General features: G+C 70.0%; 20 protein-coding genes and 1 tRNA gene. 1 reads left to right on the top strand and 20 read right to left on the bottom strand.

Annotation, left to right across the window (positions count from 1 at the left end):
* Positions 1 to 88 precede the first annotated feature (88 nt).
* Entirely contained in the window at positions 89 to 1,765 is a 1,677-nt protein-coding gene (locus QRO03_RS10765) for a DUF885 domain-containing protein (protein ID WP_285137492.1), read from the bottom strand.
* 214 nt (positions 1,766 to 1,979) lie between these two features.
* Positions 1,980 to 4,616 (bottom strand): DNA polymerase I, encoded by a 2,637-nt coding sequence (gene polA / locus QRO03_RS10760; RefSeq protein WP_285137491.1) that lies wholly within the window; start codon positions 4,614 to 4,616, stop codon positions 1,980 to 1,982.
* 72 nt (positions 4,617 to 4,688) lie between these two features.
* On the opposite strand from polA, the gene QRO03_RS10755 reads away from it, so the two are divergent.
* Entirely contained in the window at positions 4,689 to 5,120 is a 432-nt protein-coding gene (locus tag QRO03_RS10755; protein ID WP_285137490.1) for a hotdog fold thioesterase, read from the top strand.
* Positions 5,121 to 5,294: 174 nt separating this feature from the next.
* Here QRO03_RS10755 and QRO03_RS10750 read toward each other — a convergent pair whose 3' ends face one another.
* From QRO03_RS10750 to fmt, 18 genes are all read right to left on the bottom strand, one after another.
* On the bottom strand, positions 5,295 to 5,915 hold the full coding sequence (locus tag QRO03_RS10750; protein ID WP_055954901.1) for an ANTAR domain-containing response regulator: 621 nt from the start codon (positions 5,913 to 5,915) through the stop codon (positions 5,295 to 5,297).
* Positions 5,916 to 5,974: 59 nt separating this feature from the next.
* Positions 5,975 to 6,055, bottom strand: a tRNA-Leu gene (locus QRO03_RS10745).
* A gap of 75 nt (positions 6,056 to 6,130) precedes the next feature.
* Positions 6,131 to 7,576 carry a pyruvate kinase gene (gene pyk, locus QRO03_RS10740; RefSeq protein ID WP_285137489.1) on the bottom strand — a complete coding sequence of 482 codons (1,446 nt, stop codon included), beginning with the start codon at positions 7,574 to 7,576 and terminating at the stop codon, positions 6,131 to 6,133.
* A 55-nt stretch (positions 7,577 to 7,631) separates the two neighbouring features.
* Entirely contained in the window at positions 7,632 to 9,098 is a 1,467-nt protein-coding gene (locus tag QRO03_RS10735; RefSeq protein ID WP_285137488.1) for a glutamate synthase subunit beta, read from the bottom strand.
* On the bottom strand, positions 9,091 to 13,668 hold the full coding sequence (gltB, locus tag QRO03_RS10730; RefSeq protein WP_285137487.1) for a glutamate synthase large subunit: 4,578 nt from the start codon (positions 13,666 to 13,668) through the stop codon (positions 9,091 to 9,093). The genes QRO03_RS10735 and gltB overlap by 8 nt, the downstream gene beginning before the upstream one ends.
* Positions 13,669 to 13,720: 52 nt before the next feature.
* Complete coding sequence (gene lgt / locus QRO03_RS10725; protein WP_285137486.1) at positions 13,721 to 14,725, bottom strand: prolipoprotein diacylglyceryl transferase; 1,005 nt, start codon at positions 14,723 to 14,725, stop codon at positions 13,721 to 13,723.
* Entirely contained in the window at positions 14,722 to 15,528 is an 807-nt protein-coding gene (gene trpA / locus QRO03_RS10720; RefSeq protein ID WP_285137485.1) for a tryptophan synthase subunit alpha, read from the bottom strand. Before trpA ends, lgt begins: the two co-directional genes overlap by 4 nt.
* A complete protein-coding gene (gene trpB, locus QRO03_RS10715; protein ID WP_285137484.1) occupies positions 15,525 to 16,904 on the bottom strand; it encodes a tryptophan synthase subunit beta in 1,380 nt (459 codons plus the stop codon). Before trpB ends, trpA begins: the two co-directional genes overlap by 4 nt.
* Positions 16,901 to 17,677 (bottom strand): indole-3-glycerol phosphate synthase TrpC, encoded by a 777-nt coding sequence (gene trpC, locus QRO03_RS10710; RefSeq protein ID WP_285137483.1) that lies wholly within the window; start codon positions 17,675 to 17,677, stop codon positions 16,901 to 16,903. Before trpC ends, trpB begins: the two co-directional genes overlap by 4 nt.
* Before the next feature lie 2 nt (positions 17,678 to 17,679).
* Positions 17,680 to 17,910: a DUF6704 family protein gene (locus QRO03_RS10705; protein ID WP_183419586.1), complete on the bottom strand. Its 231-nt coding sequence runs from the start codon at positions 17,908 to 17,910 to the stop codon at positions 17,680 to 17,682.
* 116 nt (positions 17,911 to 18,026) lie between these two features.
* Positions 18,027 to 18,614, bottom strand: a complete 588-nt coding sequence (locus tag QRO03_RS10700) for a Trp biosynthesis-associated membrane protein (protein ID WP_285137482.1) — start codon at positions 18,612 to 18,614, stop codon at positions 18,027 to 18,029.
* Positions 18,614 to 18,952 (bottom strand): phosphoribosyl-AMP cyclohydrolase, encoded by a 339-nt coding sequence (gene hisI, locus QRO03_RS10695; RefSeq protein WP_285137481.1) that lies wholly within the window; start codon positions 18,950 to 18,952, stop codon positions 18,614 to 18,616. Before hisI ends, QRO03_RS10700 begins: the two co-directional genes overlap by 1 nt.
* Positions 18,949 to 19,713 carry an imidazole glycerol phosphate synthase subunit HisF gene (gene hisF / locus QRO03_RS10690; protein WP_285137480.1) on the bottom strand — a complete coding sequence of 255 codons (765 nt, stop codon included), beginning with the start codon at positions 19,711 to 19,713 and terminating at the stop codon, positions 18,949 to 18,951. Before hisF ends, hisI begins: the two co-directional genes overlap by 4 nt.
* Positions 19,713 to 20,555 carry an ATP phosphoribosyltransferase gene (hisG, locus tag QRO03_RS10685; RefSeq protein ID WP_285137479.1) on the bottom strand — a complete coding sequence of 281 codons (843 nt, stop codon included), beginning with the start codon at positions 20,553 to 20,555 and terminating at the stop codon, positions 19,713 to 19,715. The genes hisF and hisG overlap by 1 nt, the downstream gene beginning before the upstream one ends.
* 46 nt (positions 20,556 to 20,601) lie before the next feature.
* On the bottom strand, positions 20,602 to 20,865 hold the full coding sequence (locus tag QRO03_RS10680; RefSeq protein WP_043361677.1) for a phosphoribosyl-ATP diphosphatase: 264 nt from the start codon (positions 20,863 to 20,865) through the stop codon (positions 20,602 to 20,604).
* 889 nt (positions 20,866 to 21,754) lie between these two features.
* Positions 21,755 to 22,426, bottom strand: coding sequence for a ribulose-phosphate 3-epimerase (gene rpe / locus QRO03_RS10675; RefSeq protein ID WP_285137478.1), 672 nt, complete (start codon positions 22,424 to 22,426; stop codon positions 21,755 to 21,757).
* A gap of 108 nt (positions 22,427 to 22,534) precedes the next feature.
* Positions 22,535 to 23,905, bottom strand: coding sequence for an RsmB/NOP family class I SAM-dependent RNA methyltransferase (locus QRO03_RS10670; RefSeq protein ID WP_285137477.1), 1,371 nt, complete (start codon positions 23,903 to 23,905; stop codon positions 22,535 to 22,537).
* Positions 23,902 to 24,819, bottom strand: coding sequence for a methionyl-tRNA formyltransferase (fmt, locus tag QRO03_RS10665; protein ID WP_285137476.1), 918 nt, complete (start codon positions 24,817 to 24,819; stop codon positions 23,902 to 23,904). Before fmt ends, QRO03_RS10670 begins: the two co-directional genes overlap by 4 nt.
* Positions 24,820 to 24,866 lie beyond the last annotated feature (47 nt).

The following is a 24,866-nucleotide window of genomic DNA, read 5'->3' as shown; positions in this document are numbered from 1 at the left end:
TGCATTCGGATGAATGAACTTTACGCGACGGCGGAGTATTCCCCCGCATGGCCGAGGGGCGCCACCGAAGCGACGCCCCTCGCAGAGATCACCCGGATGCCAGGGCGGCACGCAGCGTGTCGAGACCGACGCCGCCGATGTCGAGGGCCCGCGTGTGGAACTGCTTCATCGAGAAGTCGGCGCCGCGACGCTCCTGCTCCTCGTCGCGCACCTGCTCCCAGATGCGCTGACCCACCTTGTACGAGGGCGCCTGCCCGGGCCAGCCGAGGTAGCGGTTCACCTCGAACCGCACGAATTCCTCGCTCATGTTGACGTTCTTCAGCATGAACGCCAGAGCGTAGTCGTGGTCCCAGGTGCCGCTGCCGTCGAGGCGGGGCTTCTGCAGGTGCACGCCGATGTCGAGCACCACGCGCGCCGCGCGCATGCGCTGTCCGTCGAGCATTCCGAGGCGGTCGGCGGGGTCGTCGAGGTAGCCGAGTTGTTCCATGAGGCGCTCGGCGTACAGCGCCCACCCCTCTGCGTGCCCGCTGGTGCCGGCGAGCAGGCGCCGCCACGAGTTGAGCTGGGCACGGTTGTAGACGGCCTGTGCGATCTGCAGGTGATGCCCCGGAACACCCTCGTGGTAGACGGTGGTGAGCTCGCGCCAGGTGTCGAAGGTGTCGACGCCCTCGGGCACCGACCACCACATACGACCCGGACGCGAGAAGTCGTCGGTCGGCCCCGTGTAGTAGATCCCGCCCTCGTTGGTCGGCGCGATCATGCACTCGAGCGCGCGGATGGGCTCGGCGATGTCGAAGTGCGTGCGGCCGAGCTCCTCGACCGCCCTGTCGCTGGTGCGCTGCATCCACTCCTGCAGAGCCTGGGTGCCGCGGAGCTTGCGCGATTCGTCCTTCTCGAGGAATGCGACGGCCTCCTCCACCGTGGCCCCGGGGAGGATCTCGTTCGCGATGGCCTCCTGCTCGGCGACCATGCGCGCGAGTTCTTCGACACCCCACTCGTACGTCTCGTCGAGGTCGATCGCAGCTCCCAGGAACCGTCGGGAGTGCAGCGCGTACAGCTCGCGGCCGACGGCGTCCTGGTCCCCCGCGACGGGGGCCAGTTCCGACGAGAGGAACCGCGCGAGCGAGTCGTAGGCGAGCCGGGCGGCGTTGGCGTTCGTCGAGAGGTCGCGAGCGAGGGATGCCGGCAGCTGGCCCTCTTCGGGGGAGGCGTCTCCGACGAACTCGGCGAAGAACCCGGTGTCGGCGGTGTAACGCGCGATCTGCGTGACGACCTCGCTCACCTGACGACGTGCCGGGACGACCCCCTCGGCGATGCCGCGTCGGAGCGTTGCGACGTAACCGTCGATCGCGTCAGGCAGCGCGCCCAGGCGGGTGGAGATCGTCGCCCAGTCGTCGACGGTCGCGGTCGGCATGAGGTCGAAGGTCGCGCGGATGTCCTGCGCGGGCGAGGCGATCACGTTGAGGTCGCGCAGGTGCGTCTTGGCCTCGTGCTGCTCGACCATGAGATCGAGCTCGCGCCCCAGATCCATCTTGGTGACGGCGTCGATCGAGTCGACCGCGTCGGCGGCCTCGAGCGCGGCCCGCGTCGACCGCGCGTCGGTGATGAGAGCCTCGGCGCCCTCGGGGCTGTAGTCGCCGAAGCGACCGTTGTGCTCGAAGCGACCGATGTAGGTCGCCAGCGTCGGCTCGCGCTCTGCCAGGGTGTCCACCCACGCGTCGGCGATCGTGTCGATCGGCGTGGGAGTGCGTTGTGCGTCAGTCATCCTCCGAGCCTAGGCACCCGACGACGGCGGCGCACACCCCCCGGTGTGACGGATGCCACGGCGGCGGCGGGTGAGCATGCCTCAGCGCGGAGTGCCGCGGAGTGGGCTGAGGCGAGGAGATTCCGGGAGCGGAGGAGCGCGAGACACTGCGGGGTCCGCCCGTCCCGGAATGTCCTCCCCTCAGCGTGTTCGCATGCGCGGGCGGCCAGGACGCCTAGTGCCCCGCTTCGTCCCAGTCGCCGCCGCGGCCGATCTGCACGTCGAGCGGCACCGACAGCTCGGCGGCGTCGGCCATGCGCCCCCGGACGATCTGCTCCACGGCGTCCCACTCCCCCGCCGCGACCTCGACGACGAGCTCGTCGTGGATCTGCAGCAGCACGCGCGAACGCAGCTCTGCGGATGCCAGATCATCGCGGATGCGGAACAGTGCGACCTTCATGATGTCGGCGGCACTGCCCTGGATGGGGGCGTTGAGCGCCGCGCGCTCGGCGTTCTCGCGCAGCACCCGGTTCATGCTCGTGAGGTCGGGGAACGGGCGGCGGCGGCCGAAGATCGTCTCGGTGTAGCCGTCGTGACGGGCCTGCTCGACCGACCCGCGCAGATAGTCGCGCACCGCGCCGAAGCGCGCGAAGTACTCGAGCATGAGCTTCTTCGCCTCGGACTGCTCGATGCGCAGCTGCTTCGACAGGCCGAACGCCGACAGGCCGTAGACGAGGCCGTACGACATCGCCTTGACCTTCGTGCGCATCGCCGGGGTGACCTCGGCCGGTTCGACGCCGAAGACGCGCGCGCCGACGAACCGATGCAGGTCCTCACCCGAGTTGAACGCCTCGATGAGCCCCGGGTCACCCGACAGGTGCGCCATGATGCGCATCTCGATCTGCGAGTAGTCGGCGGTCAGCAGCGTCTCGTAGCCCTCTCCGACCTCGAAGGCGGCGCGGATGCGACGGCTCTCCTCGGTGCGGATGGGGATGTTCTGCAGGTTGGGGTCAGTGCTCGACAGGCGCCCGGTCTGGCTCCCGGTCTGCACGTAGGTGGTGTGGATGCGCCCGTCGGCACCCGTCGCGGTGTCGAGGGCGTCGATGATCTGCTTCAGCTTGGTCGCCTCGCGGTGGCGCAGCAGCAGGTCGAGGAAGGGGTGGTCGGCGCTCTCCTGCAGGTCGGCGAGGGCGGCGGCATCCGTGGTGTAGCCGCTCTTGGTCTTTCGCGTCTTCGGGAGCTGCAGCTCGTCGAACAGCACCTCCTGCAACTGCTTGGGCGAACCGAGGTTCACCTCGTGTCCGATCGCGGCATACGCGTCGCGGGCGAGCGCGTCGGCGCGGGCACCGAGCTCCGACGAGAAGCCGGCCAGCTTCTCGTGCGATACGGCGACGCCCGCGAGCTCCATGTCGGCCAACGCGGTGAGCGTGGGCATCTCGATGTCGTCCAGCACCTCCGCCACGCGCTCCGGCATCTCGGCGCGCTGCACCTCGGCCACGCGCCGCGTGAACCACGACAGCTGACCCGGGGTGGCGCCCTCGGTCTCGGGCACGAGCTGCGTCGGGTCGGCGACGGGGAGCTTCTCGTCGAGTGCGCGCTCGACCAGGTCGGCCAGCGTCTTGTCGGGGAAGCTCGGGCGCACGAGCCACCCCGCCAGGAGCACGTCGAACGCGACACCGGCGACGTCCACGCCCTCGCGGGCGAGCGCCTTGACCTGCGGTTTGGCGTCGGCGAACACCTTCGGGGCATCGGATGCCAGCCACCCGGCCAGCGCGTCGCGCACCGCCGGGGTCCAGTCGGCCTCGACCGCGGCCGAGGCCGAGGCGAGCCCGATCTGCACGGGGGCGCCTCCGGCCAGAGTGACGGTGACGCCGACCGAGCCCTCGGCCGATGCCACCCACGCGGCGAGGGCGTCGGCGTCGAGGCGAGACGGCGTGGGCGCGGTCGCGGACGGCCGTGCCTCTTCGGCTTCGCCCGCGTCTGCGCCGAACGCATCGAACACCCGCGGGAGCAGCGTGCGGAACTCCAGGCGCGCGAAGATGTCGCGCACGGCCTGCGCGTCGAGCGGCTTCACGGCCAGGTCTCCCGGCCCGACGGGCAGCTCGACGTCACGCAGCAGGCGATTCAGCGTGCGATTGCGGCGGACACCGTCGAGGTGCTCGCGCAGGTTGTTGCCGACCACGCCGGTGATCTTGTCGGCGTTGTCGAGCAGTGCCTCCAACGACCCCCATTGCGTGAGCCACTTCACCGCGGTCTTCTCGCCGACCTTGGGGACGCCGGGCAGGTTGTCGCTCGTCTCTCCGACGAGGGCGGCGATCTCGGGATACTGGGCGGGCGGGAGGCCGTACTTCTCGACCACGGCGTCGGTGTCGTAGCGCTTCAGCTGCGACACGCCCTGCACGTTGGGGTAGAGCAGCGTGATGTCGTCGGTGACGAGCTGGATGGTGTCGCGGTCGCCGGAGCACACCAGCACCGTGAAGCCCTGCTCTTCGCCCTGGGTGGCGAGGGTGGCGAGGATGTCGTCGGCCTCGAAGTCCTCTTTCTTCAGCACGGGCACGCCCATCGCCTCGAGGCAGTCCTGCAACAGCGGGATCTGGCCCTTGAACTCGGCGGGCGACTCGCTGCGGTTGGCCTTGTACTCGGCGTACTCGCGGGTGCGGAACGACTGCCGCGACGTGTCGAACGCCACCGCCAGGTGGGTGGGCTTCTCAGCCTTCACGAGGTTCACGAACATCGACAGGAAGCCGTAGATGCCGTTGGTGTGCTGGCCGTCCTTCGTCGAGAAATTGTCGACCGGCAGGGCGTAGAACGCCCGGTACGCCAGCGAATGGCCGTCGACGACGAGGAGAGTAGGCTTTTCGGCATCCGTCACCCCTCCAGCGTAACGAGAACCACGGACACTCCCCCGGCCCCGCCCGAACAGGGCGACGACAGGAAGGCGATGATGACGTCGACCTCAGGCGACACCACCTCCGGCCTCGACTGGGCGAAGCAGCGCGGAATGGGCGCACTCGCCGAGAAGATGGGCATCGAGTGGGTCGAGTTCACCGTCGAGCGCTGCGTCGCGACCATGCCGGTCGAGGGCAACACGCAACCGGTCGGCCTGCTGCACGGCGGCGCCTACGTGGTGCTCGGCGAGTCGCTCGGATCGATGGCGGCGAACCTCCACGCCGGCGCCGGGCGTCTGGCGGTCGGTATCGACATCAACGCCACGCACACGCGGTCCGCGACGTCGGGCATCGTGACCGGCGTGTGCACGCCGATCCACCTCGGCCGCTCGCTGACCGTGCACGAGATCGCGGTGACCGACGAACAGGGCCGGCGCTGCTCGACGGTGCGCATCACGAACATGATCAAGGACGCCCCCGCCGGCTGATCGCGCGCCACATCGGCCCCCGCGCGTGGGAGGACCCTGAGCCTGTCGAAGGGTCCGGGCCGTCCGCGTGGTCGGTGGCTTCGACGGGCTCAGCCACCTCGGCGGCGCGGGGAACCACCCCGGAAACGGAGAATGGATGCCACCGCAGTGGCATCCATTCTCCGAAAAGTCTCGTCAGGCCTTCTTGGGGGCCAACTGTTCGATGATGGCCTTCGCGACGTCCTGCATGGTGAGGCGGCGGTCCATCGAGGCCTTCTGGATCCAGCGGAACGCCTCGGGCTCGCTCAGGCCCATCTTCTCGTTCAGCAGGCCCTTTGCGCGGTCGACCAGCTTGCGGGTCTCGAAGCGCTCGACCATGTCGGCCACCTCGGCCTCGAGGGTGATGATCTGCTCGTAGCGGGCCAGGGCGATCTCGATCGCCGGCAGCAGGTCGTTGGGCGTGAACGGCTTGACGACGTACGCCAGAGCACCGGCCTCGCTCGCGCGCTCGACGAGCTCCTTCTGGCTGAAGGCCGTCAGCAGCACGACGGGGGCGATGTGGTTCTTGCTGAGCTTCTCGGCGGCGCTGATGCCGTCGAGCTGCGGCATCTTGACGTCCATGATGACGAGGTCGGGACGCAGCTCGGTCGCCAGCTGCACGGCCGTCTCGCCGTCACCGGCTTCTCCGACGACGTCGTAGCCGTTGTCGCGGAGGATCTCGACGATGTCGAGGCGGATGAGCGACTCGTCTTCCGCGACGACGACGCGACGGGGAGCCGCGGGGGCGCTGCCGGTAACGGCTTCTTGATCAGTCACGGAACCATCCTAAGTCTGGAAGGGCGCCTAGCCCTGGATCGCACGGGATGCTGTACGGGTACCGGTGGTGGGACTCGAACCCACACGTCTTTCGACAGAGCATTTTGAGTGCCCCGCGTCTGCCATTCCGCCACACCGGCAAGTGTCGCGCTCCCAACCTAGCGGGCGGGAGCGCGACGACGCGCGCCGGATGCACCGGCGCGCGTCGTCTGAGCTCAGACTTCCTGGTACCCGGGGGCCGCGCCGTGGACGGCGTCGCCCACGCGGTGCACCCGCAGGTCGTTCGTCGACCCCGCGATTCCGGGAGGGGAACCCGAGATGACGACGACCTTGTCGCCGACCTTGGCCAGGTCGTGCGAGAGCAGGTAGTCGTCGACCTGCAGGAACATCTTGTCGGTGTGCGACACGTGCTCCACCAGCGTCGAGCGCACGCCCCACGTCAGCGCCAGGCGACGGCGGATGCCGGGCTCGGGCGTGAACGCGATCATCGGGATGGTCGAACGCAGGCGCGACATGCGCCGGGCCGAGTCACCCGACTCGGTGAAGACGCACAGGTACTTCGCCTCGACGAAGTCGGCGACCTCGACCGCGGCGAGCGTGATGGCGCCGCCCTGGGTGCGGGGCTTGTTGGTCAGGGGCGCGATGCGCTCGAGACCGTGCTCCTCGGTGGACTCCACGATGCGTGCCATCGTCTCGACGACCACCACCGGGAAGTCGCCGACGCTGGTCTCGCCCGAGAGCATGACCGCGTCCGCGCCGTCGAGCACGGCGTTGGCGACGTCGGAGGTCTCGGCGCGCGTGGGCACGGGGTTGGTGATCATCGACTCGAGCATCTGCGTCGCGACGATGACGGGCTTCGCCATGCGGCGGGCCAACTCGACGGCGCGCTTCTGCACGATCGGCACGGCCTCGAGCGGCAGCTCGACGCCCAGGTCGCCGCGGGCCACCATGATGGCGTCGAAGGCGTCGATGATCTCTTCGAGGTTGTCGACCGCCTGCGGCTTCTCGATCTTGGCGATGACGGGAACGTAGCGTCCCTCTTCGGCCATGATCTCGTGCACGCGCACGATGTCGGAGGCGTCGCGCACGAACGACAGCGCGATGAGGTCGGCTCCCGCCTTCAGGCCCCAGCGCAGGTCGGCCTCGTCCTTCTCGCTCAGCGCGGGGACGTTGACGGCGACACCGGGCAGGTTGATGCCCTTGTTGTTCGACACGGGGCCGCCGACGACGACCTCGGTGGTCACGACGGTGCCGTCGGTCTCGACGACGCGCACGCGCACCTTGCCGTCGTCGATCAGCAGGAAGTCGCCGGGCTTGACGTCGTTGGGCAGACCCTTGAACGTGGTGCCGACGATCTCTTTCGTGCCGAGGATGTCTTCGATGGTGATCTTGAAGATGTCACCGGGCAGCAGGTCGTGGGGACCGTTCTCGAACTTGCCGAGTCGGATCTTGGGGCCCTGCAGGTCGACCAGGGCGGCGACCGGGCGGCCGGCGTCTTCTGCGGCCTTGCGCACATTGGCGAAGTTGGCGTCGTGCACGGAGTAATCTCCGTGGCTCAGGTTGAGGCGGGCGACGTCCACCCCGGCGTCGATGATGGCGCGAACCATCTCATACGACGACGTGGCGGGCCCGAGTGTTGCGACGATCTTGGCGCGTCTCATCCGTTTTCAAGCTCCGTGAGGATTTTCGGGAAGTGGCCGATCGGCCCTTGCCAGCTTAGGCGGGCAGGAGGCCGATGGCGACATCGGTGGGGCGCACCGGTGCGGGCAGCACCGTCTCGCCCATGAGGAACGTGTCGACCTCGGCGGCGGCCGCGCGGCCCTCGGCGATGGCCCACACGATGAGGGACTGTCCACGGCCGGCGTCACCGGCGACGAACACGCCCGGCGTGGTCGTAGCGTACGTGGCGTCGCGCTCGACGTTGCCCCGCCCGGTGAACTGCGTGCCGAGCTGGCCTTCGAGGTGCTCGCGCTCGGGACCGGTGAAGCCCATGGCGATGAGCACCAGGTCGGCGGGGATCTCGCGCTCGGTGCCGCTCTTGGGCACGCGGCGGCCGTCGAGGTACTCGGTCTCGGCGACGCGCAGGGCACGCACCTCTCCCGCCGCGTTGCCGAGGAACTCCACCGTGGAGGCGAGGAACGACCGCTCCCCGCCCTCTTCGTGGGCCGAGGCCATCTCGAACAGGTTCGGCATCATCGGCCAGGGCTGCTCGGCCGGGCGCTCCGAGGGCGGCTGCTTGCCGATCGCGAGGTTCGTCACGCTCAGGGCGCCCTGGCGGTGCGCCGTGCCGATGCAGTCGGCTCCGGTGTCGCCACCGCCGATGACGACGACGTGCTTGCCCTCGGCCGAGATCTGCTGGGGCACCTGGTCGCCCGCGACGGCCTTGTTGCCCTCGATGAGGTACTCCATGGCGTAGTGGACGCCGTCGAGGTCGCGGCCCGGGATGGCGAGATCGCGCGGCACGGTGGCGCCCGTGGCCACCACGACGGCGTCGTAGCGCGCCCGGAGGTCGCTCCACGAGATGTCCTTGCCGATCTCGACGCCCGCGCGGAAGCGCGTCCCCTCCGCCTGCATCTGGCGCAGGCGAAGCTCGAGGTGGCGCTTCTCCATCTTGAAGTCGGGGATGCCGTAGCGCATGAGCCCGCCGATGCGGTCGTCGCGCTCGAACACCGCCACCGTGTGGCCGGCGCGCGTGAGCTGCTGGGCGGCCGCGAGACCGGCGGGGCCGGAGCCCACGACGGCGACGGTCTTGCCGGTGAGGCGCTCCGGCGGCTCGGGCTCGACCCAGCCGTTGGCGAAGGCCTCGTCGATGATCGAGACCTCGACCTGCTTGATCGTCACGGCCGGCTGGTTGATGCCGAGCACGCACGAGCTCTCGCAGGGCGCGGGGCACAGGCGACCGGTGAACTCCGGGAAGTTGTTCGTCGCGTGCAGACGCTCGATCGCCGCGCGCCCCTCACCGCGCCAGGTCAGGTCGTTCCACTCCGGGATGAGGTTGCCCAGCGGGCACCCCTTGTGGCAGAACGGGATGCCGCAGTCCATGCAGCGACCGGCCTGGCGGCGGATGACGGCCGAATCGCCCGGCTCGTACACCTCTTTCCAGTCCATGATGCGCACGGGCACCGGTCGACGCTTCGGGAGCTCGCGCTCCGTGGTCTTGAGAAAGCCCTTCGGGTCAGCCACCCGTCACCTCCAGAATGCGCTTCCAGACGACGTCGCCGTCGGGGTCCAGCCCCTCCGACATCGCCTCCTGGCGGGTCTGCAGCACCGCGGCGTAGTCGCGTGGCAGCACCCGGACGAAGTTGTCCACCTCGGTCTCGAAGTCGTCGAGTAGACGACGGGCGAGGGTGGAATCGGTCTCCGCGACGTGCTTTGCGAGCAGGTCGCGGAGGATCTCGGCATCCCCGGATCCGAGGGGGCCGAGTTCGAGCTCGCCGGATGCCATGGCATCGCGGTTCACGAGGTCGCGGTCGAGCTGGTAGACGTAGGCCTGGCCACCCGACATGCCGGCGCCGAGGTTGCGGCCGGTGGCGCCGAGGATGACGGCGAGACCGCCGGTCATGTACTCCAGAGCGTGGTCGCCCACACCCTCGACGACCGCCGTGGCACCCGAGTTGCGCACGAGGAAGCGCTCGCCCACGACGCCGTTGAGGAACATCTGCCCTTGCGTGGCGCCGTAGCCGATGACGTTTCCGGCGATGACGTTCTCGGAAGCCGCGAACGACGACCCGCGCGGCGGGCGCACGACGATCGTGCCGCCCGAGAGGCCCTTGCCGACGTAGTCGTTCGAGTCGCCCTCGAGGCGCAGCGTGATGCCCGCGGGCATGAACGCCCCGAACGACTGCCCGGCCGAACCGGTCAGACGCACGTCGATCGAGTTCTCGGGCAACCCGTGCTCGCCCCGCGCCTTGGTGACGTGGTGGCCGAGCATCGTCCCGACGGCGCGCGCGGTGTTGCGGATCGGCAGGTCGACCGTGAGCTGGCCGCCGTGCGCGATGACGTCCTGCGCGCGCTCGATCAACTGCACGTCGAAGTGGTCCTCGAGCTCGTGGTTCTGGTTGCGGGCGTGACGGCGCGGCTCGTCGTCGGCGAAGCGGGGTCCTTCGAGGATCGGCGCGAGGTTCAGCCCGCGCGCCTTCCAGTGCTGGATCGCCTCGTTCGCGTCGAGCAGCTCGGCGTGGCCGACGATCTCGTCGATCGAGCGGTAGCCGAGGGCGGCGAGGTACTCGCGCACCTCCTGCGCGATGAACTCCATGAAGTTCACGATGTACTCGGCCTTGCCGGTGAAGCGCTGACGCAGGACGGGGTTCTGCGTCGCGACGCCCACGGGGCACGTGTCGAGGTGGCAGACGCGCATCATGATGCAGCCCGAGACCACCAGCGGGGCGGTGGCGAAGCCGAACTCCTCGGCGCCGAGCAGCGCGCCGATGATCACGTCGCGGCCGGTCTTCATCTGACCGTCGACCTGCACCACCACGCGGTCGCGCATGCCGTTGAGCATGAGCGTCTGCTGCGTCTCGGCGAGGCCCAGCTCCCACGGGGTGCCCGCGTGCTTGAGCGAGTTCATCGGGCTCGCGCCCGTGCCGCCGTCTTGACCGGAGACCAGGATGACGTCGCTCAGCGCCTTGGCCACACCGGCGGCGACCGCACCGATACCCGACTGGCTGACCAGCTTGGTGTGGATGCGTGCCGAGGGGTTGGCGCGCTTGAGGTCGAAGATGAGCTGCTTCAGGTCTTCGATCGAGTAGATGTCGTGGTGCGGCGGCGGCGAGATGAGGCCCACACCCGCCGTCGCGTGACGCGTGCGCGCCACCCATGGGTACACCTTGGTCGGGGGCAGCTGACCGCCCTCGCCGGGCTTGGCGCCCTGGGCGAGCTTGATCTGGATGTCGTCCGCCTCGGTGAGGTAGAGGCTCGTCACCCCGAACCGACCGGATGCCACCTGCTTGATGGCGCTGCGACGGGTGGGGTCGAGCAGACGGTCGACGTCTTCTCCGCCCTCACCGGTGTTGCTCTTGCCGCCGATCTGGTTCATCGCGACCGCGAGCACCTCGTGCGCCTCTTTCGAGATGGAGCCGTAGCTCATCGCACCGGTGGAGAAGCGCTTCACGATGGCCGAGACCGGCTCGACCTCGTCGATCGGCACGGCGGGGCGGGTGCCCGTGCGCAGCCCGAACAGGCCACGCAGCGTCTTCAGCTCGTGCGCCTGGTCGTCGATCAGCTGCGTGTACTCGCGGAAGATGTCGTACCGGCGCTCGCGCGTGGCGTGCTGCAGACGGAACACCGTGTCGGGGTTGAACAGGTGCGGGGCGCCGTCGCGGCGCCACTGGTACTCGCCACCGGTCCACAGGCGCTCGTGCGCCCGGGCTGCGGCATCCTGCGGGTAGGCGTACTCGTGGCGCGCGGCGTTCTCGGCGGCGATGATGTCGAGCCCGACACCACCGAGCTTCGATTCGGTGCCGGTGAAGTAGGCCTCGACGAAGTCGCGCGAGAGCCCCACGGCCTCGAACACCTGGGCGCCGGCGTACGACGACACGGTCGAGATGCCCATCTTCGACATGATCTTCAGCACGCCCTTGCCGAGCGCGTAGATCAGGTTCTTGACGGCCTTCTCGGGCGTGATGTTGTTGATGAAACCGGCGCGGACGAGGTACTCGACCGTCTCCATCGCGAGGTACGGGTTGACCGCCGAGGCGCCGTACCCGATCAGGGTGGCGACGTGGTGCACTTCGCGCACGTCGCCCGCTTCGACCACGAGACCGACCTTCATGCGGGTCTCTTTGCGGATGAGGTGGTGGTGCACCGCGGCCAGCATGAGCAGCGACGGGATCGGCGCCAGGTCTTTGTTGGAGTCACGGTCGCTGAGCACGATGAACTCGGCGCCGTCCTCGATGGCCGCGTCGACCTCGGAGCACATCTGCACGAGGCGCTTCTGCAGCCCCTTGTGGCCGGCCTCGACGCGATACAGCCCGCGCACCGTCACCGACGACCGGCCCGGGAGCGCGGTGTCGATGTGCTGGATCTTGGCGAGCTCGTCGTTGTCGATCACGGGGAAGTCGAGCGTCACCGTGCGGGTGTGGTCGGGCCCCCAGTCGAGGAGGTTGCGCTCGGGGCCGAGACCCAGCGAGAGCGAGGTGACGACCTCTTCGCGGATGGAGTCCAAGGGCGGGTTCGTCACCTGCGCGAACTGCTGCGAGAAGTAGTCGAACAGCAGGCGCGGGCGATCGCTCAGCACGGCGACGGGAGCGTCGCTGCCCATGGCGCCGAGCGGCTCGGCGCCGCCCTGGCCCATGGGCGTGAGCAGGATGCGCACCTCTTCTTCGGTGTAACCGAAGGTGCGCTGGCGGCGGGTGATCGAGGCGATGGGGTGCACGATGTGCTCGCGCTCGGGCAGCTCGCTGAGCTTGACGCGGCCCTTGTCGACCCACTCCCCCCACGGCTGCAGGGCGGCGAGGTCGGCCTTGATCTCCTCGTCTTCGACGATGCGGCGCTGGGCCGTGTCGACGAGGAACATGCGGCCCGGCTGCAGACGGCCGCGGCGCTTGATGCGCTCGGGCGCGAAGTCGAGCACGCCGGTCTCGGAACCGATGACGACGAGGCCGTCGGTGGTCTCGGTCCAGCGTCCGGGGCGCAGGCCGTTGCGGTCGAGGGTCGCGCCGACGAGGGTGCCGTCGGTGAAGATCAGGGCGGCGGGGCCGTCCCACGGCTCCATCTGCATGGAGTGGTAGTCGTAGAAGGCGCGCAGGGCGGGATCGATCGTCGCCTGCTTCTCATACGCCTCGGGGACCATCATCATGATCGCGTGCGGGAGGCTCCGGCCGGTGAGGGTCAGCAACTCGAGCACCTCATCGAAGGATGCCGAGTCGCTGGCGCCTTCGGTGCAGATCGGCAGCAGCGGACGCACGTCGCCGATCAACTGGGACTCCAGCTGCGACTGACGGGCGCGCATCCAGTTGCGGTTTCCCTTGACGGTGTTGATCTCACCGTTGTGCGCGAGCATGCGCAGCGGCTGTGCGAGGGGCCACGACGGGAACGTGTTGGTCGAGTACCGCGAGTGCACCACGGCCAGCTCGGATACGAAACGCTCGTCCGACAGGTCGGGGTAGAACGGCTCGAGCTGAAGAGTCGTGACCATGCCCTTGTACCCGAGCGTGCGGCTCGACAGCGACACGAAGTAGGCGTCGATCTCGTGGCGCGCGCGCTTGCGCAGGCGGTACACGCGGCGGTCGAGCGCGATACCCGACAGCGCCGGCTGGTCGCCCACGGCCGAGCGCGCGACGAACAGCTGCTCGAACGCGGGTCGGGCCTCGTAGGCGAGCTTGCCGAGGTTCTCGTGCTCGACGGGGACCTCGCGCCAGCCGAGCACCTCGAGGTTCTCGTGGCGCGCGATCTCTTCGATGCCCGCCTTCATCGCGACGCGTTCGTCGTGACCCAGCGGCAGGAACACCATGCCGGCCGCGTACTCCCCCACCGGGGGCAGGTCGAAGTCGACGACGGCGCGCAGGAACGCGTCGGGCATCTGCGTCAGGATGCCGGCACCGTCGCCGGTGCCCGCGTCGGAGCCGATGGCACCGCGGTGCTCGAGGTTGCGCAGCGCCGTCAGCGCCAGGTCGATGATGTCGTGACCGGCTTCGCCGCGGAGAGTGGCGACCATGGCGAGGCCACAGGCGTCTTTCTCGAACGACGGGTCGTACATTCCCTGTCGGGCCGGGAATGAGCCTCCGACGGTGTCGGAACGCAGGCTGGAAGCCATATCAACCGTCCTCACGTTGATGCTTCGGATGGGACGACGTCGGCCCAGAGTGTTATTTCGTGGCGGGGCTGCTTGTGGCGCTGGTGCCGACGGTGTCGCTCGTCGCGGGCGGCTCGCTCACGTCGACGAAGTCAGAGGGGTCGCCTGAGTCTACAGCCCCGGGAGCCTTGCCCTCGCGACCGGGCACGTACGGCGACGGCTCCAGACCGAGGTGACGGCGGGACTGCACGACGAAGATCACGATGCCGAGGAGCACGCCGAAGATGGCCGCCCAGACGTTCGTGCGCAGGCCCAGGATGATGTCGCTGGGGTCGATGCGGATGGATTCCCAGACGATGCGGCCCGCGGAGTACCACACGAGGTAGATCGCGAACTGCTTGCCCCACTGCAGTCCGAAGCGCTTTCCGGCCCACAGGATCACGGCGGCGCCGAGCAGGTTCCAGATGACTTCGTAGAGGAAGGTCGGCTGGAAAAGCGTGCCCGATGGCAGTCCGACGGGGATCGCCGGGTTGCCGGCCGCGATCTCGAGGCCCCAGGGCAGGTCGGTGGGCTGACCGAAGAGCTCCTGGTTGAACCAGTTGCCGAAACGGCCCATGGCCTGCGCGATGATGAGGCCCGGTGCGACGGCGTCGGCGAAGGTCCAGAACCGGATGCCGGTCCACTTGCATCCGAGGATCGCGCCGATGGCGCCGCCGATCAGCGCGCCGTAGATGGCGATGCCGCCCTCCCAGATCGCCCACACGGAGCCCGGCTGGGTGATGTTCCAGGGGTTGGATCCCGGACCGAAGTAGAAGCCGAGGTGCGTGACGACGTGGTAGATGCGTGCCACGACGATTGCCAGCGGCACCGCCAGCAGGCAGATGTCGATGACGACCCACTTCTCGGCACCCCGACGCGTCAGACGCGCGTTCGTGAGGAAGACCGCCACGATGATGCCCGCGATGATGCAGAGCGCGTAGAAGTGGATGCGGAGCGGACCGAGATCGACGTAGGAGATCGTCGGGCTCGGGATGCTGGCGAGCACGCCGGAGGCGGCGCTCGAGAGGGCGAACGTCATGCGAACGAGTCTAAGGCGCGCCGCGTCGTGCCCGCGGACAGCTCCCGCGTGAGGTCCGACAGCCCCTCGACGCCGCCGTCGCGCAGCGCTTTCACGAGCGCCGTGCCGACGATCGCGCCGTCGGCGTAGTCGACCACGCCCGCGACCTGCTCGGCGTTGGAGATGCCGATCCCCACGCAGGCGTGCTGCGCGCCGAAGGCGCGGAGGCGCTCCACGAGCGTGCGCGCTGCGGCATCCAGCTGCGTGCGCTCCCCCGTGATGCCCATGGTCGACACGGTGTAGACGAAGCCCGTGGAGGCCGCGACGATCATCTGCAGGCGCTCGTCCGACGAAGTGGGGGCGGCGAGGAAGACGCGGTCGAGACCGGTGCGCTCGCTCGCGGCGATCCACGCGGCGCCGGCGTCGGGAGTGATGTCGGGTGTGATGAGACCCGCCCCGCCCGCGGCGACGAGTTCGTCGGCGTACCGGTCGACCCCGTACTGCTCGACGAGGTTCCAGTACGTCATCACCAGGACCGGCACCTCGGTGCGCGTCGTGACCTCACGGATGATGGTGAACAGGTCGCGCATGCGGAAGCCGTTGGCGAGAGCGGTCTGCGTGGCCTCCTGGATGACCAGGCCGTCCATCACCGGATCGCTGTACGGCGGGCCGAGCTCGATCACGTCGGCGCCGGCTTCGGCCAGGGCGACGGCCGCTTCGATGCTCGTGGCGACATCGGGGAAGCCGGCGGGCAGGTATCCGACGAACGCCCCGCGCCCCTCCGCGTGGGCGGCGTCGATCGCGGCGGAGACGCGCGAGGTCACAGTTCGACCCCCGCACCGCTCGCGGCGTCGGGCGCGGCCGTCACGTCGACCGGGGAGCCGGGGGCGGATGCCACGGCCTCGGCCGCGCGCGTCTGCGCGGGTCCGCTCGCCTCGTCCGGCGCGTGCTCGGCGTCGTAGAGGTCGAAGTACCGCGCCGCGGTGTCCATGTCTTTGTCGCCGCGACCCGAGAGGTTGATGGCGATCACGGCATCCGGACCCATCTCCCGTCCGACGCGCAGGGCGCCGGCGAGGGCGTGCGCCGACTCGATCGCGGGGATGATGCCTTCGGTGCGCGACAGGAGACGCAGAGCCTGCATCGCCTCGTCGTCGGTCGCGGGGATGTACTTCGCGCGTCCCAGGTCGGCGAGCCACGCGTGCTCGGGACCGACGCCGGGGTAATCCAGGCCGGCCGAGATCGAGTGCGACTCGGTGGTCTGTCCGTCTTCGTCCTGCAGCACGTACGTGCGGGCACCGTGCAGGACGCCGGGACGACCCCGACCGATGGATGCCGCGTGCTTCGGGGTGTCGACGCCGTCGCCGGCGGCCTCGACGCCGTAGAGCGCGACGCCCTCGTCGTCGAGGAACGCGTCGAACATGCCGATGGCGTTGGAGCCGCCGCCCACGCACGCGAACACGGCGTCGGGGAGCCGGCCGAGGCGTTCGAGGAACTCGGCGCGGGTCTCTTCGCCGATGATCTTCTGGAAGTCGCGCACCATCGCCGGGAACGGGTGGGGGCCGGCCGCGGTGCCGAAGATGTAGTTGGTCGTCTCGACCGAGGCGACCCAATCGCGGTACGCCTCGTTGATCGCGTCCTTGAGGGTGCGGGAGCCGGTCGTGACGGGCACGACCTCGGCGCCCAGCAGACGCATGCGCGCGACGTTCAGCGCCTGGCGCTCGGTGTCGACCTCGCCCATGTAGACGACGCAGTCGAGGCCGAAGAGCGCGGCAGCGGTGGCCGTGGCCACACCGTGCTGACCGGCACCGGTCTCGGCGATGACGCGCGTCTTGCCCAGGCGCTTGGTGAGCAGCGCCTGCCCGAGCACGTTGTTGATCTTGTGCGATCCGGTGTGGTTCAGGTCTTCGCGTTTGAGGAACACCCGGGCACCACCCGCGTGTTCGGCGAAGCGCGGCACCTCGGTGAGGACCGACGGGCGGCCCGCGTAGTCGTGCAGCAGAGCGCGCAGTTCGGCGTGGAAGGTCGGGTCGGCCATCGCCGACTCGTAGACCTCGGTGAGCTCGTCGATCGCGGCGATGAGCGACTCGGGCATGTATCGGCCGCCGAACTCGCCGAAGAACGGGCCCTTCTGGTCGCGGAGGCTCGCGGACCGGTCACCCGGCTTCTGCTCGCCCGGCGCGTGGTCACGAACGGTGGTCATGAGGTCTCCTGGAGGAACGCACGGAGGGTGGCGACGGGGTCGCCGGTCACGAGGGCCTCGCCCACGAGCACCACGTCGGCGCCCGCGGCTCGGTAGTGGGCGACGTCGGCGGGCGCGAGCACGGCCGATTCGGCGATCTTCACGGCGTCGGCCGGGAAGCGGTCCGCGAGCGAGCCGAACAGATCGCGGTCGAGCTCGAACGTGGAGAGGTTGCGGGCGTTGACGCCGATGAGCTTCGCACCGAGATCTTTGGCGCGCTCCAGCTCGTCGGCGGAGTGCGTCTCGACGAGAGCGGTCATGCCCAGTTCGTTCGTCAGGGCGAAGAGCTCGGTGAGCGTCTTCTGATCGAGTGCGGCGACGATCAGCAGCACGAGGTCGGCGCCCGATGCGCGGGCTTCGAGCACCTGGTAGGGCGTGGCGAGGAAGTCCTTGCGCAGGACGGGCACGCCGACAGCGGCGCGGACGGCCTCGAGGTCGGCCAGGCTGCCTTTGAACTTGCGACCCTCGGTGAGCACCGAGATGGCCGACGCTCCGCCTTCCTCGTACAGCCGGGCCTGGCGCGCCGGATCGGGGATGGCGGCGAGGTCTCCGCGCGAGGGGCTCGCACGCTTGACCTCGGCGATGATCTTCACCCGGTCGGCGGGCGCGAGCATCGCCAACGCGTCGCGCGCCGGCGACTGCGCGAGCGCCTCGCGTTCGACGTCGGCGAGCGAACGCGACACGGCGCGCTGCTCGGCATCTTCAACCGCTCCGGCCGTCAGATCGGCCAGCACGGTCAGTGCGCCTTCGGGTTGGACTTCGCGCCGCCCGCGCCGTAACCGGCCTTGGTCATGCCCCAGCCCACGATCGCGCCGACGACGAGCAGACCCACCGAGGCCCACACCATGACGGGCATGTCGAGCCAGAAGAACAGCGTGCCGAGCGTGAACGCGACGAGCATGATGATCACGGCCGTCCAGGCTGCGGGCGAGTGTCCGTGGCCGGGGTCACCGATGGGGTTGCTCATGGGGCTCCTAACAGTCGCGCGCGGGCGCGGGGAAAAGCGTCGATCCAGTCTATCGAAGCGCGAGGCGGGTCCTGGCGTCGACGTCTCGATGTCGCAGGGTCTTCGGTCGCGTCCGCTCAGGTCGTCGGGTCCTCGCCGCGGGAGAGGTCGTCCCACGAGTCGATCGCGTCGTGCGGGCGACCGGTGTCCGCGCCGGCCTCGGTGGCCGTGCGGTACTTGCGGCTCGCACCCGTAGCCCAACGGCGGGCGGTGACGAGGGTGAAGACCGAAGCCGCTAACAGCACCGCCTGCGCGAGCAGGGTGATCGTCGGCCACGGCGTCAGCGAGAACCCCGTGATGAGGGAGGCGACGGCATCCGTTCCCGAGATGCCGGTCGCGTCGGTCACCGTCGAGGCGGCCGCGGCGACGGGGTGACCGATCAGCAACTGCGCGGTGCCCACGCCCACCAGCGCCGCGATCAGGGCGCCGAGGACGCCGAACGCGTAGCGCAATACGGGTCCGACGATCGACAGGGCGGCACCCAGGGCGAGCGCGGCCAGGCCGAGGGGGGTGAGGATCGGCAGCGCGTCGGCGCCGGAGACGGCGAGGGTCTGCTGCGCGCCGTCGTCGAGGGTGACGTCGATCCACGTCTGGGTCGACGCGATCACGCCCAGCGCGCCGGCGGCGAGCATCGCCAGAACGGCCGTGGACCGGGCGCGTCGCATCAGCGCTCCCCCACGACCGGGTGCAGGTCGTCGGCGTCGAAGCACGTGTGATCGCCGGTGTGACAGGCGGCGCCGATCTGATCGACCTCGATCAGCAGCGTGTCGCCGTCGCAGTCGAGCCGAGCCCCCTTCACCAGCTGGATGTGGCCCGAGGTGTCGCCCTTGCGCCAGTACTCCTGACGCGAGCGCGACCAGAACGTCACGCGGCCGCTGGTGAGCGTGCGGTTCAGGGCTTCGGCATCCATCCACCCGACCATGAGCACTTCTCGCGAGTCGAACTGCTGGATCACGGCGGCCACGAGTCCGTCGGCGTCGTACTTCACGCGGTCGACGCTCATCGCCGCACCTCGATCCCTTCGGCGGCCATCGCGTCTTTGACCTGCCCCACGGTCAGCTGACCCGAGTGGAAGACGGATGCCGCGAGCACCGCGTCGGCGCCCGCCTGAACGGCCGGGGCGAAGTGGCCGAGTTCGCCGGCACCGCCCGAGGCGATGACCGGCACCGCGGCGACCTGGCGCATGAGACGGACGAGTTCGAGGTCGAAGCCCTGCTTCGTGCCGTCGGCGTCGATCGAGTTGACCAGCAGTTCTCCCGCTCCGCGCTCGACCGCCTCGCGCGCCCACTCCAGAGCGTCGAGGGTCGTCTCGGTGCGTCCGCCGTGGGTGGTCACGACGAAGCCGGAGGCGGTGGATGCCGCGCGCTTGACGTCGAGCGAGAGCACGATCACCTGCGCGCCGAAGCGGTCGGCGATGTCGTCGATCAAGGCGGGGCGGGCGATCGCGGCGGAGTTCACGCCGATCTTGTCGGCGCCGACCGCCAGCAGGCGGGCCACGTCGTCGGCGGAGCGGACTCCCCCGCCCACGGTCAGCGGGATGAAGACCTGCTCGGCGGTGCGGCGCACGACGTCGTAGGTCGTCGCGCGCTCGTCGACGGTGGCGGTGACGTCGAGGAAGGTGACCTCGTCGGCGCCTTGGTCGAAGTAGAGCTTGGCGAGCTCGACAGGATCACCCATGTCGCGCAGGTCGAGGAAGTTGACGCCCTTGACGACGCGACCGGCCGCGACGTCGAGGCAGGGGATGACGCGACGCGCGAGGGTCATCAGAGCCTCGCGGCGAGGATCTCGGTGACGAGGATCGCGCGGGCCCCGATCGCGTACAGCGCGTCCATGACCTGATTGACGTCGCGGCGGGGGCTCATCACGCGCACGGCCACCCACTCGGGGTCGCGGAGCGGCGAGATCGTCGGCGACTCCAGACCCGGGGCGACGGCGACGGCCTCCTCGATCAAGTGCGCGGGCAGGTCGTAATCGATCAGCACGTAGGTGCGGGCGGCGAGGACACCGCGCAGGCGGCGCAGCAGCGTCTCGGTGCCCTCGGCCTCCTGCGGGCCGGCGATGAGCACGGCATCGGATTCGAGCAGCACGGGCCCGAAGATCTCGAGCCCCGCCTGACGCAACGTCGTGCCGGTGGAGACGACGTCAGCGACGGCATCCGCGACTCCGAGCTGCACCGCGGACTCGACCGCGCCGTCGAGGGGCACGATGTCGACGGCGATGCCGCGTTCGTCGAGGAAGGCGTCGACCAGGCCCGGGTAGGCGGTGGCGACGCGAAGGCCCTCGAGGTCGGCGATGTCGCTGAAGCGCCCGGGACGGCCGGCGAAGCGGAAGGTCGAGCCGGCGAAACCGAGCGACTCGACTTCGCGGGCACCCGGCATGCGGGCGTCGAGCAGCAGGTCGCGGCCGGTGATGCCGACATCCAGCGCGCCGGAGCCGACGTAGGTCGCGATGTCACGGGGACGGAGGTAGAAGAACTCGACCTCGTTCAGGGGGTCGACGGTGTAGAGGTCTTTCGAGTCGCGACGTCCGGTGTACCCGGCCTCCGAGAGCATCTCGGCGGCGGTCTCGGCGAGCGACCCCTTGTTCGGCACGGCGATTCGCAGCATGACGGGGGCTTTCGTGTTGAAGTGAGCGGTGAAGGCGGAGCGGGGCTCAGAGATGTCGGTAGACGTCCTCGAGCGTCAGGCCCTTCGCGAGCATGAGCGTCTGCAGGTGGTACAGCAGCTGCGAGATCTCTTCGGCGGCGGCCGCGTCGGACTCGTATTCGGCGGCCATCCACACTTCGGCGGCCTCTTCGACGATCTTCTTGCCGATGGCGTGCACGCCCGCGTCGAGCTGCGCGACGGTGCCGGACCCCTCGGGTCGCTCGACGGCCTTGGCGCTGAGTTCCGCGAACAGGTCGTCGAAGGTCTTCACGGTTCCAGGGTATCGGGTCGGCGGGGGTGGGGCTGTCGCGGGGCGGTGGGGTGGGGGTGCGGGGCGGCGGCGGAATTGGGGGGCGGGTGGGGTGGCGAGGGGCTTGGGGCGGGCGGAGGCTGATCGCGCATAAACGCGATCTGTGCGCTTAAACACGACGGCAGCGTGTTTATACGCATGGATGCTGTTTATGCGTGGTCACTCGGCGTCGCACCGGCGCGCGCGGAGTCGCGGCATCTGTGTCCGAAATCGGTCGGGAGGCGCGTTTCGCGGGTGGTCCGGGCGCGTGGGTGGCTCCGGGTGGCGGTCCGCTCCGTGTGTCGCGGAGTTCGGGCGGCGAGGATGGGTCACGCATAAACGCGATCTGTGCGCATAAACAGGCCCGGAGCGTGTTTACGCGCACGGATGCTGTTTATACGTGACCGCTCGGCGGGGGCGTCGGCGGGGCACGGCGGGTGCGGGCGCAGGCGCAGCCGCGAGCGCGGGTGGCGCGGAGTTTCGGCGGGGTTGATCACGCATAAACGCGATCTGTGTGCATAAACGGGCCCGCAGCGTGTTTACGCGCATGGATGCTGTTTATGCGTGGTCGCTTGGCGCGGGCGGGGCAGCCACGGGCGCAGGCGCAGCCACGGGCGCAGGCGCAGCCACGGGCGCAGGCGCAGCCGCGAGCGCGGGTCGCGCGGAGTTTCGGCGGGGCTGATCACGCATAAACGCGATCTGTGCACATAAACAGGCCAGCAGCGTGTTTATGCGCACGGATGCTGTTTATGCGTGATCGCACGGGGCACAGGCGCCGGGCGGGGCAGGCGCAGGCGCAGGCGCGGCCGGGCGCGGGCGCCGTGGCGACGCCGTGGGAGCCGGCGGCGGAGGCCGGCGCCTCCCGTGACGCTCAGTGGCGGTGGCGGGAGGCCGTGGTGCGGAGCGACTGGATGGCGACGTCGGGGTCGTCGGCGCCGAAGACCGCGGAACCGGCGACGAAGGTGTCCGCCCCGGCCTCGGCGGCCTGCGCGATCGTGGACTCGCCGATGCCGCCGTCCACCTGCAGCCACACGCTTGAGCCGCGCCGCTTCGCCTCGTCGGCGAGCGCGCGGAGCTTGGGCATGGTCTCTGGCATGAAGGACTGGCCGCCGAAACCGGGCTCCACGGTCATGACGAGGATCTGGTCGAACTCGTTGAGCGAGTCGAAGAGGTTCTCCACGGGCGTGCCGGGCTTGACGGCGACGCCGGCGCGCGCGCCGATCGAGCGCAGTCGTCGCGCCAGGGCGATCGGGGACGCCGCGGCCTCGAGGTGGAAGGTGACGGATGCCGCGCCGAGCTCGGCGTAGGCCGGAGCCCAGCGGTCGGGATCGTCGATCATCAGGTGCACGTCGAGGGGCACCGGGCTGGTCTCCTGGATTCGCGCCACCATCTGCGGCCCGAACGTGAGGTTGGGCACGAAGTGGTTGTCCATGACGTCGACGTGCACGAAGTCGGCTCCCGCGATGCGCGCGAGCTCGGCCTCCATGTTCACGAAGTCGGCGGCGAGGATGCTCGGGTTGATGCGGGAGGCGTCGGTAGGCACTCGACCATTATGGGCGCCTTCGCCGAACGCGTGAGTCGCCAGAAATCGTCGCTTCGCGCGGCTCGGAAGCGACAGATCTTGGCCACTCACGCGGGGGGAACGGGAACGTCAGCGCTTGCGCAGCAGGGCGATCGACATCGCGTCGGTGCCGTGGCGGTGGGGCCAGAGCTGCGCGCGGAGCGAGCCGTCGGCCTGGTCGGGCAGGTCGATCTCCTCCGCGGCCACGGCCCGCACGACCGCGCGGGCGTCGAGCTCTTCGACCGCGTCGCCGAGCTCGCGTCTGACCTCGGCGAGCACACCGGAGGTCTCGGCCAGATGCGGCGAGCACGTCACGTATGCGACGACGCCCCCGGGCTTCAGGGCCTCGAAGGCCGCGAGCACCAGATCCTGCTGGAGGGCGGTGAGGTCGGGCACGTCGGACGGGGTCTTCCGCCATCTCGCCTCGGGTCGGCGCCGCAGCGCCCCGATACCGGTGCACGGGGCGTCGACGAGGATGCGGTCGTACTCCCCCGGCATCCGGGCGGCGCGCTCGCGCCCGTCCTCCTCGCTCACCTCGACCTCGAGGGGCACGGATGCCACGGCCTGTCGCACCAACCCTGCGCGCGCCGGGGAGATCTCGTTGGCGTCGAGTGTCGCACCGTGGGCGAGCGCCTCGGCCGCGAGCAGGGCGGTCTTGCCGCCGGGGCCGGCGCAGAGGTCGAGCCACCGCTCGCCCGCCTGCACCGGGAAGGCACGACTGAGGGCGAGGGCGGCGAGTTGCGATCCCTCGTCCTGCACGCGGATACGACCGCCGGTGGCGCGGATGAGGCCCTCGGGGTCTCCGCCGCGGGTGGTGAACGCGGTGGGCGCGAAGCGGGTCGTCGCCGCGTCGTCGGGCACCTCGGCGAGACCGGGAAGCGCGATCATCGCCACGCGTGGGGCGACGTTGTCGGCCTCGAGCAGGTCGGCGAGCTCGTCGGCGCGGCCCTCGGCGGTCAACGCGCGGCGCAGGGCCCGCACGATCCACACGGGGTGCGATGTGGTGAGCCCGATCCGCTCGTCGTCGCTGCGGGCGGCGGCGGCGATGCGATCCATCCACTGGCCGGGCGTGTCGCGCGAGACACGACGCAGCACGGCGTTGGCGAACCCCGCCGCGCCCTTCCCCCCGCCGTGCCGACGGGCGAGTTCGACGGACTCGTTGACCGCGGCGTGGGAGGCGACGCGAGTGGAGAGCAGTTGGTGAACGCCGAGGCGGAGCGCGTCGAGCACGGAGGGGTCGATGCGATCGACGGTGCGGTCGGCCGCGGCGGCGATGATCGCGTCGTAGGTTCCGCGGCGGCGCAGGGTGCCGTACGTCAGTTCCGTCGCGAGACCGGCGTCTTTGGCATCCAGTCTCGCCCGCACGATCGCGTGCGGCAGCAGCAGATTGGCGTAGGCCTCATCGCCCGAGACGGCGCGGAGGACCTCGTAGGCGACGGCGCGCGCTCCCTGCACGCTCATGCGCCGAGCACCGGTTCGTCGGAGCGGAGACCTCGGAACCAGTCGCCGGCGGCCATCGCCCCCTTGCCCGCGGGCTGCACGGAGTCGAGGCGCAGGGGCCTCGTCCCGGTTCCCACGATTACTTCTCTGCCGGATGCCGCGACCCTGCCCGGCGGCAGCGGCGGCGCCTCGGTGGGAGCGGCCCGCAGCACCTTGAAGCGGGCGCCGTCCAGGGTCGTGTGGGCACCGGGCTCGGGCGTCACGCCGGAGATGCGGTGGAGGAGGGTTTCGGCATCCTGGGTGAAGTCGAGGGCGCCGTCGTCGAGCGTGAGCTTGGGCGCGAGGGTCGGTTCGCCGAGCTGCGGGGTCGCGACCGCCGTGCCGTCGGAGATGCCGTCGACCACTCGAGCGAGAACGGGTGAACCGATCTCGGCGAGGGCGTCGAGGACGTCGGCGGTCGTGGCGCCGGGGGGCACGTCGTAGCGCTCCTCGTCGAACACGGCGCCCGCGTCGAGCGCCGCGACGAGCTGGAAGACGCTGGCACCGGTCACGGTGTCACCGGCGATCAGGGCGCGCTGCACGGGGGCTGCGCCCCGCCAGCGCGGGAGGAGCGAGAAATGCAGGTTGATCCACCCGTGCGCGGGGGCCGACAGCAGCGGCTCGCGCACGAGTCCGCCGTAGGCCACGATCACGCCCAGGTCGGGCGCGAGTGCGGTGATTCGCTCGGTCACGTCGGCGTCGAGGCGGTCGGCCTTGATGATCGGGATGCCGAGGTCGCCGGCGGCCTGGGCGACCGGCGACGGCGTGAGGACGCGCTTGCGTCCGAGCGGGGCGTCGTTGCGGGTGACGACCGCGACGATCTCGTGCGGGCCGGTGGCCAGGGCGCGGAGGGAGGGGACGGCGACGGCGGGAGTGCCGGCGAAGACGAGGCGCATGGTTCTCCTCAGGCGGTTCGGGGCGGGTGGATCCGGGCGGGTGCGCC

The sequence above is a fragment of the Microbacterium sp. lyk4-40-TSB-66 genome (genome assembly GCF_030209475.1).
Classification (GTDB): domain Bacteria; phylum Actinomycetota; class Actinomycetes; order Actinomycetales; family Microbacteriaceae; genus Microbacterium.
This window is presented reverse-complemented; position numbering and strand designations above follow the sequence as displayed.

What these genes read in the sequence shown, in the direction of transcription:
- QRO03_RS10765 (WP_285137492.1), bottom strand. Translation starts at nt 1,765, where the DNA reads ATGACTGACGCACAACGCACTCCCACGCCGATCGACACGATCGCCGAC.
- QRO03_RS10755 (WP_285137490.1), top strand. Translation starts at nt 4,689, where the DNA reads ATGACGTCGACCTCAGGCGACACCACCTCCGGCCTCGACTGGGCGAAG.
- pyk (WP_285137489.1), bottom strand. Translation starts at nt 7,576, where the DNA reads ATGAGACGCGCCAAGATCGTCGCAACACTCGGGCCCGCCACGTCGTCG.
- gltB (WP_285137487.1), bottom strand. Translation starts at nt 13,668, where the DNA reads ATGGCTTCCAGCCTGCGTTCCGACACCGTCGGAGGCTCATTCCCGGCC.
- lgt (WP_285137486.1), bottom strand. Translation starts at nt 14,725, where the DNA reads ATGACGTTCGCCCTCTCGAGCGCCGCCTCCGGCGTGCTCGCCAGCATC.
- trpB (WP_285137484.1), bottom strand. Translation starts at nt 16,904, where the DNA reads ATGACCACCGTTCGTGACCACGCGCCGGGCGAGCAGAAGCCGGGTGAC.
- QRO03_RS10705 (WP_183419586.1), bottom strand. Translation starts at nt 17,910, where the DNA reads ATGAGCAACCCCATCGGTGACCCCGGCCACGGACACTCGCCCGCAGCC.
- QRO03_RS10700 (WP_285137482.1), bottom strand. Translation starts at nt 18,614, where the DNA reads ATGCGACGCGCCCGGTCCACGGCCGTTCTGGCGATGCTCGCCGCCGGC.
- hisI (WP_285137481.1), bottom strand. Translation starts at nt 18,952, where the DNA reads ATGAGCGTCGACCGCGTGAAGTACGACGCCGACGGACTCGTGGCCGCC.
- hisF (WP_285137480.1), bottom strand. Translation starts at nt 19,713, where the DNA reads ATGACCCTCGCGCGTCGCGTCATCCCCTGCCTCGACGTCGCGGCCGGT.
- hisG (WP_285137479.1), bottom strand. Translation starts at nt 20,555, where the DNA reads ATGCTGCGAATCGCCGTGCCGAACAAGGGGTCGCTCGCCGAGACCGCC.
- QRO03_RS10670 (WP_285137477.1), bottom strand. Translation starts at nt 23,905, where the DNA reads ATGAGCGTGCAGGGAGCGCGCGCCGTCGCCTACGAGGTCCTCCGCGCC.
- fmt (WP_285137476.1), bottom strand. Translation starts at nt 24,819, where the DNA reads ATGCGCCTCGTCTTCGCCGGCACTCCCGCCGTCGCCGTCCCCTCCCTC.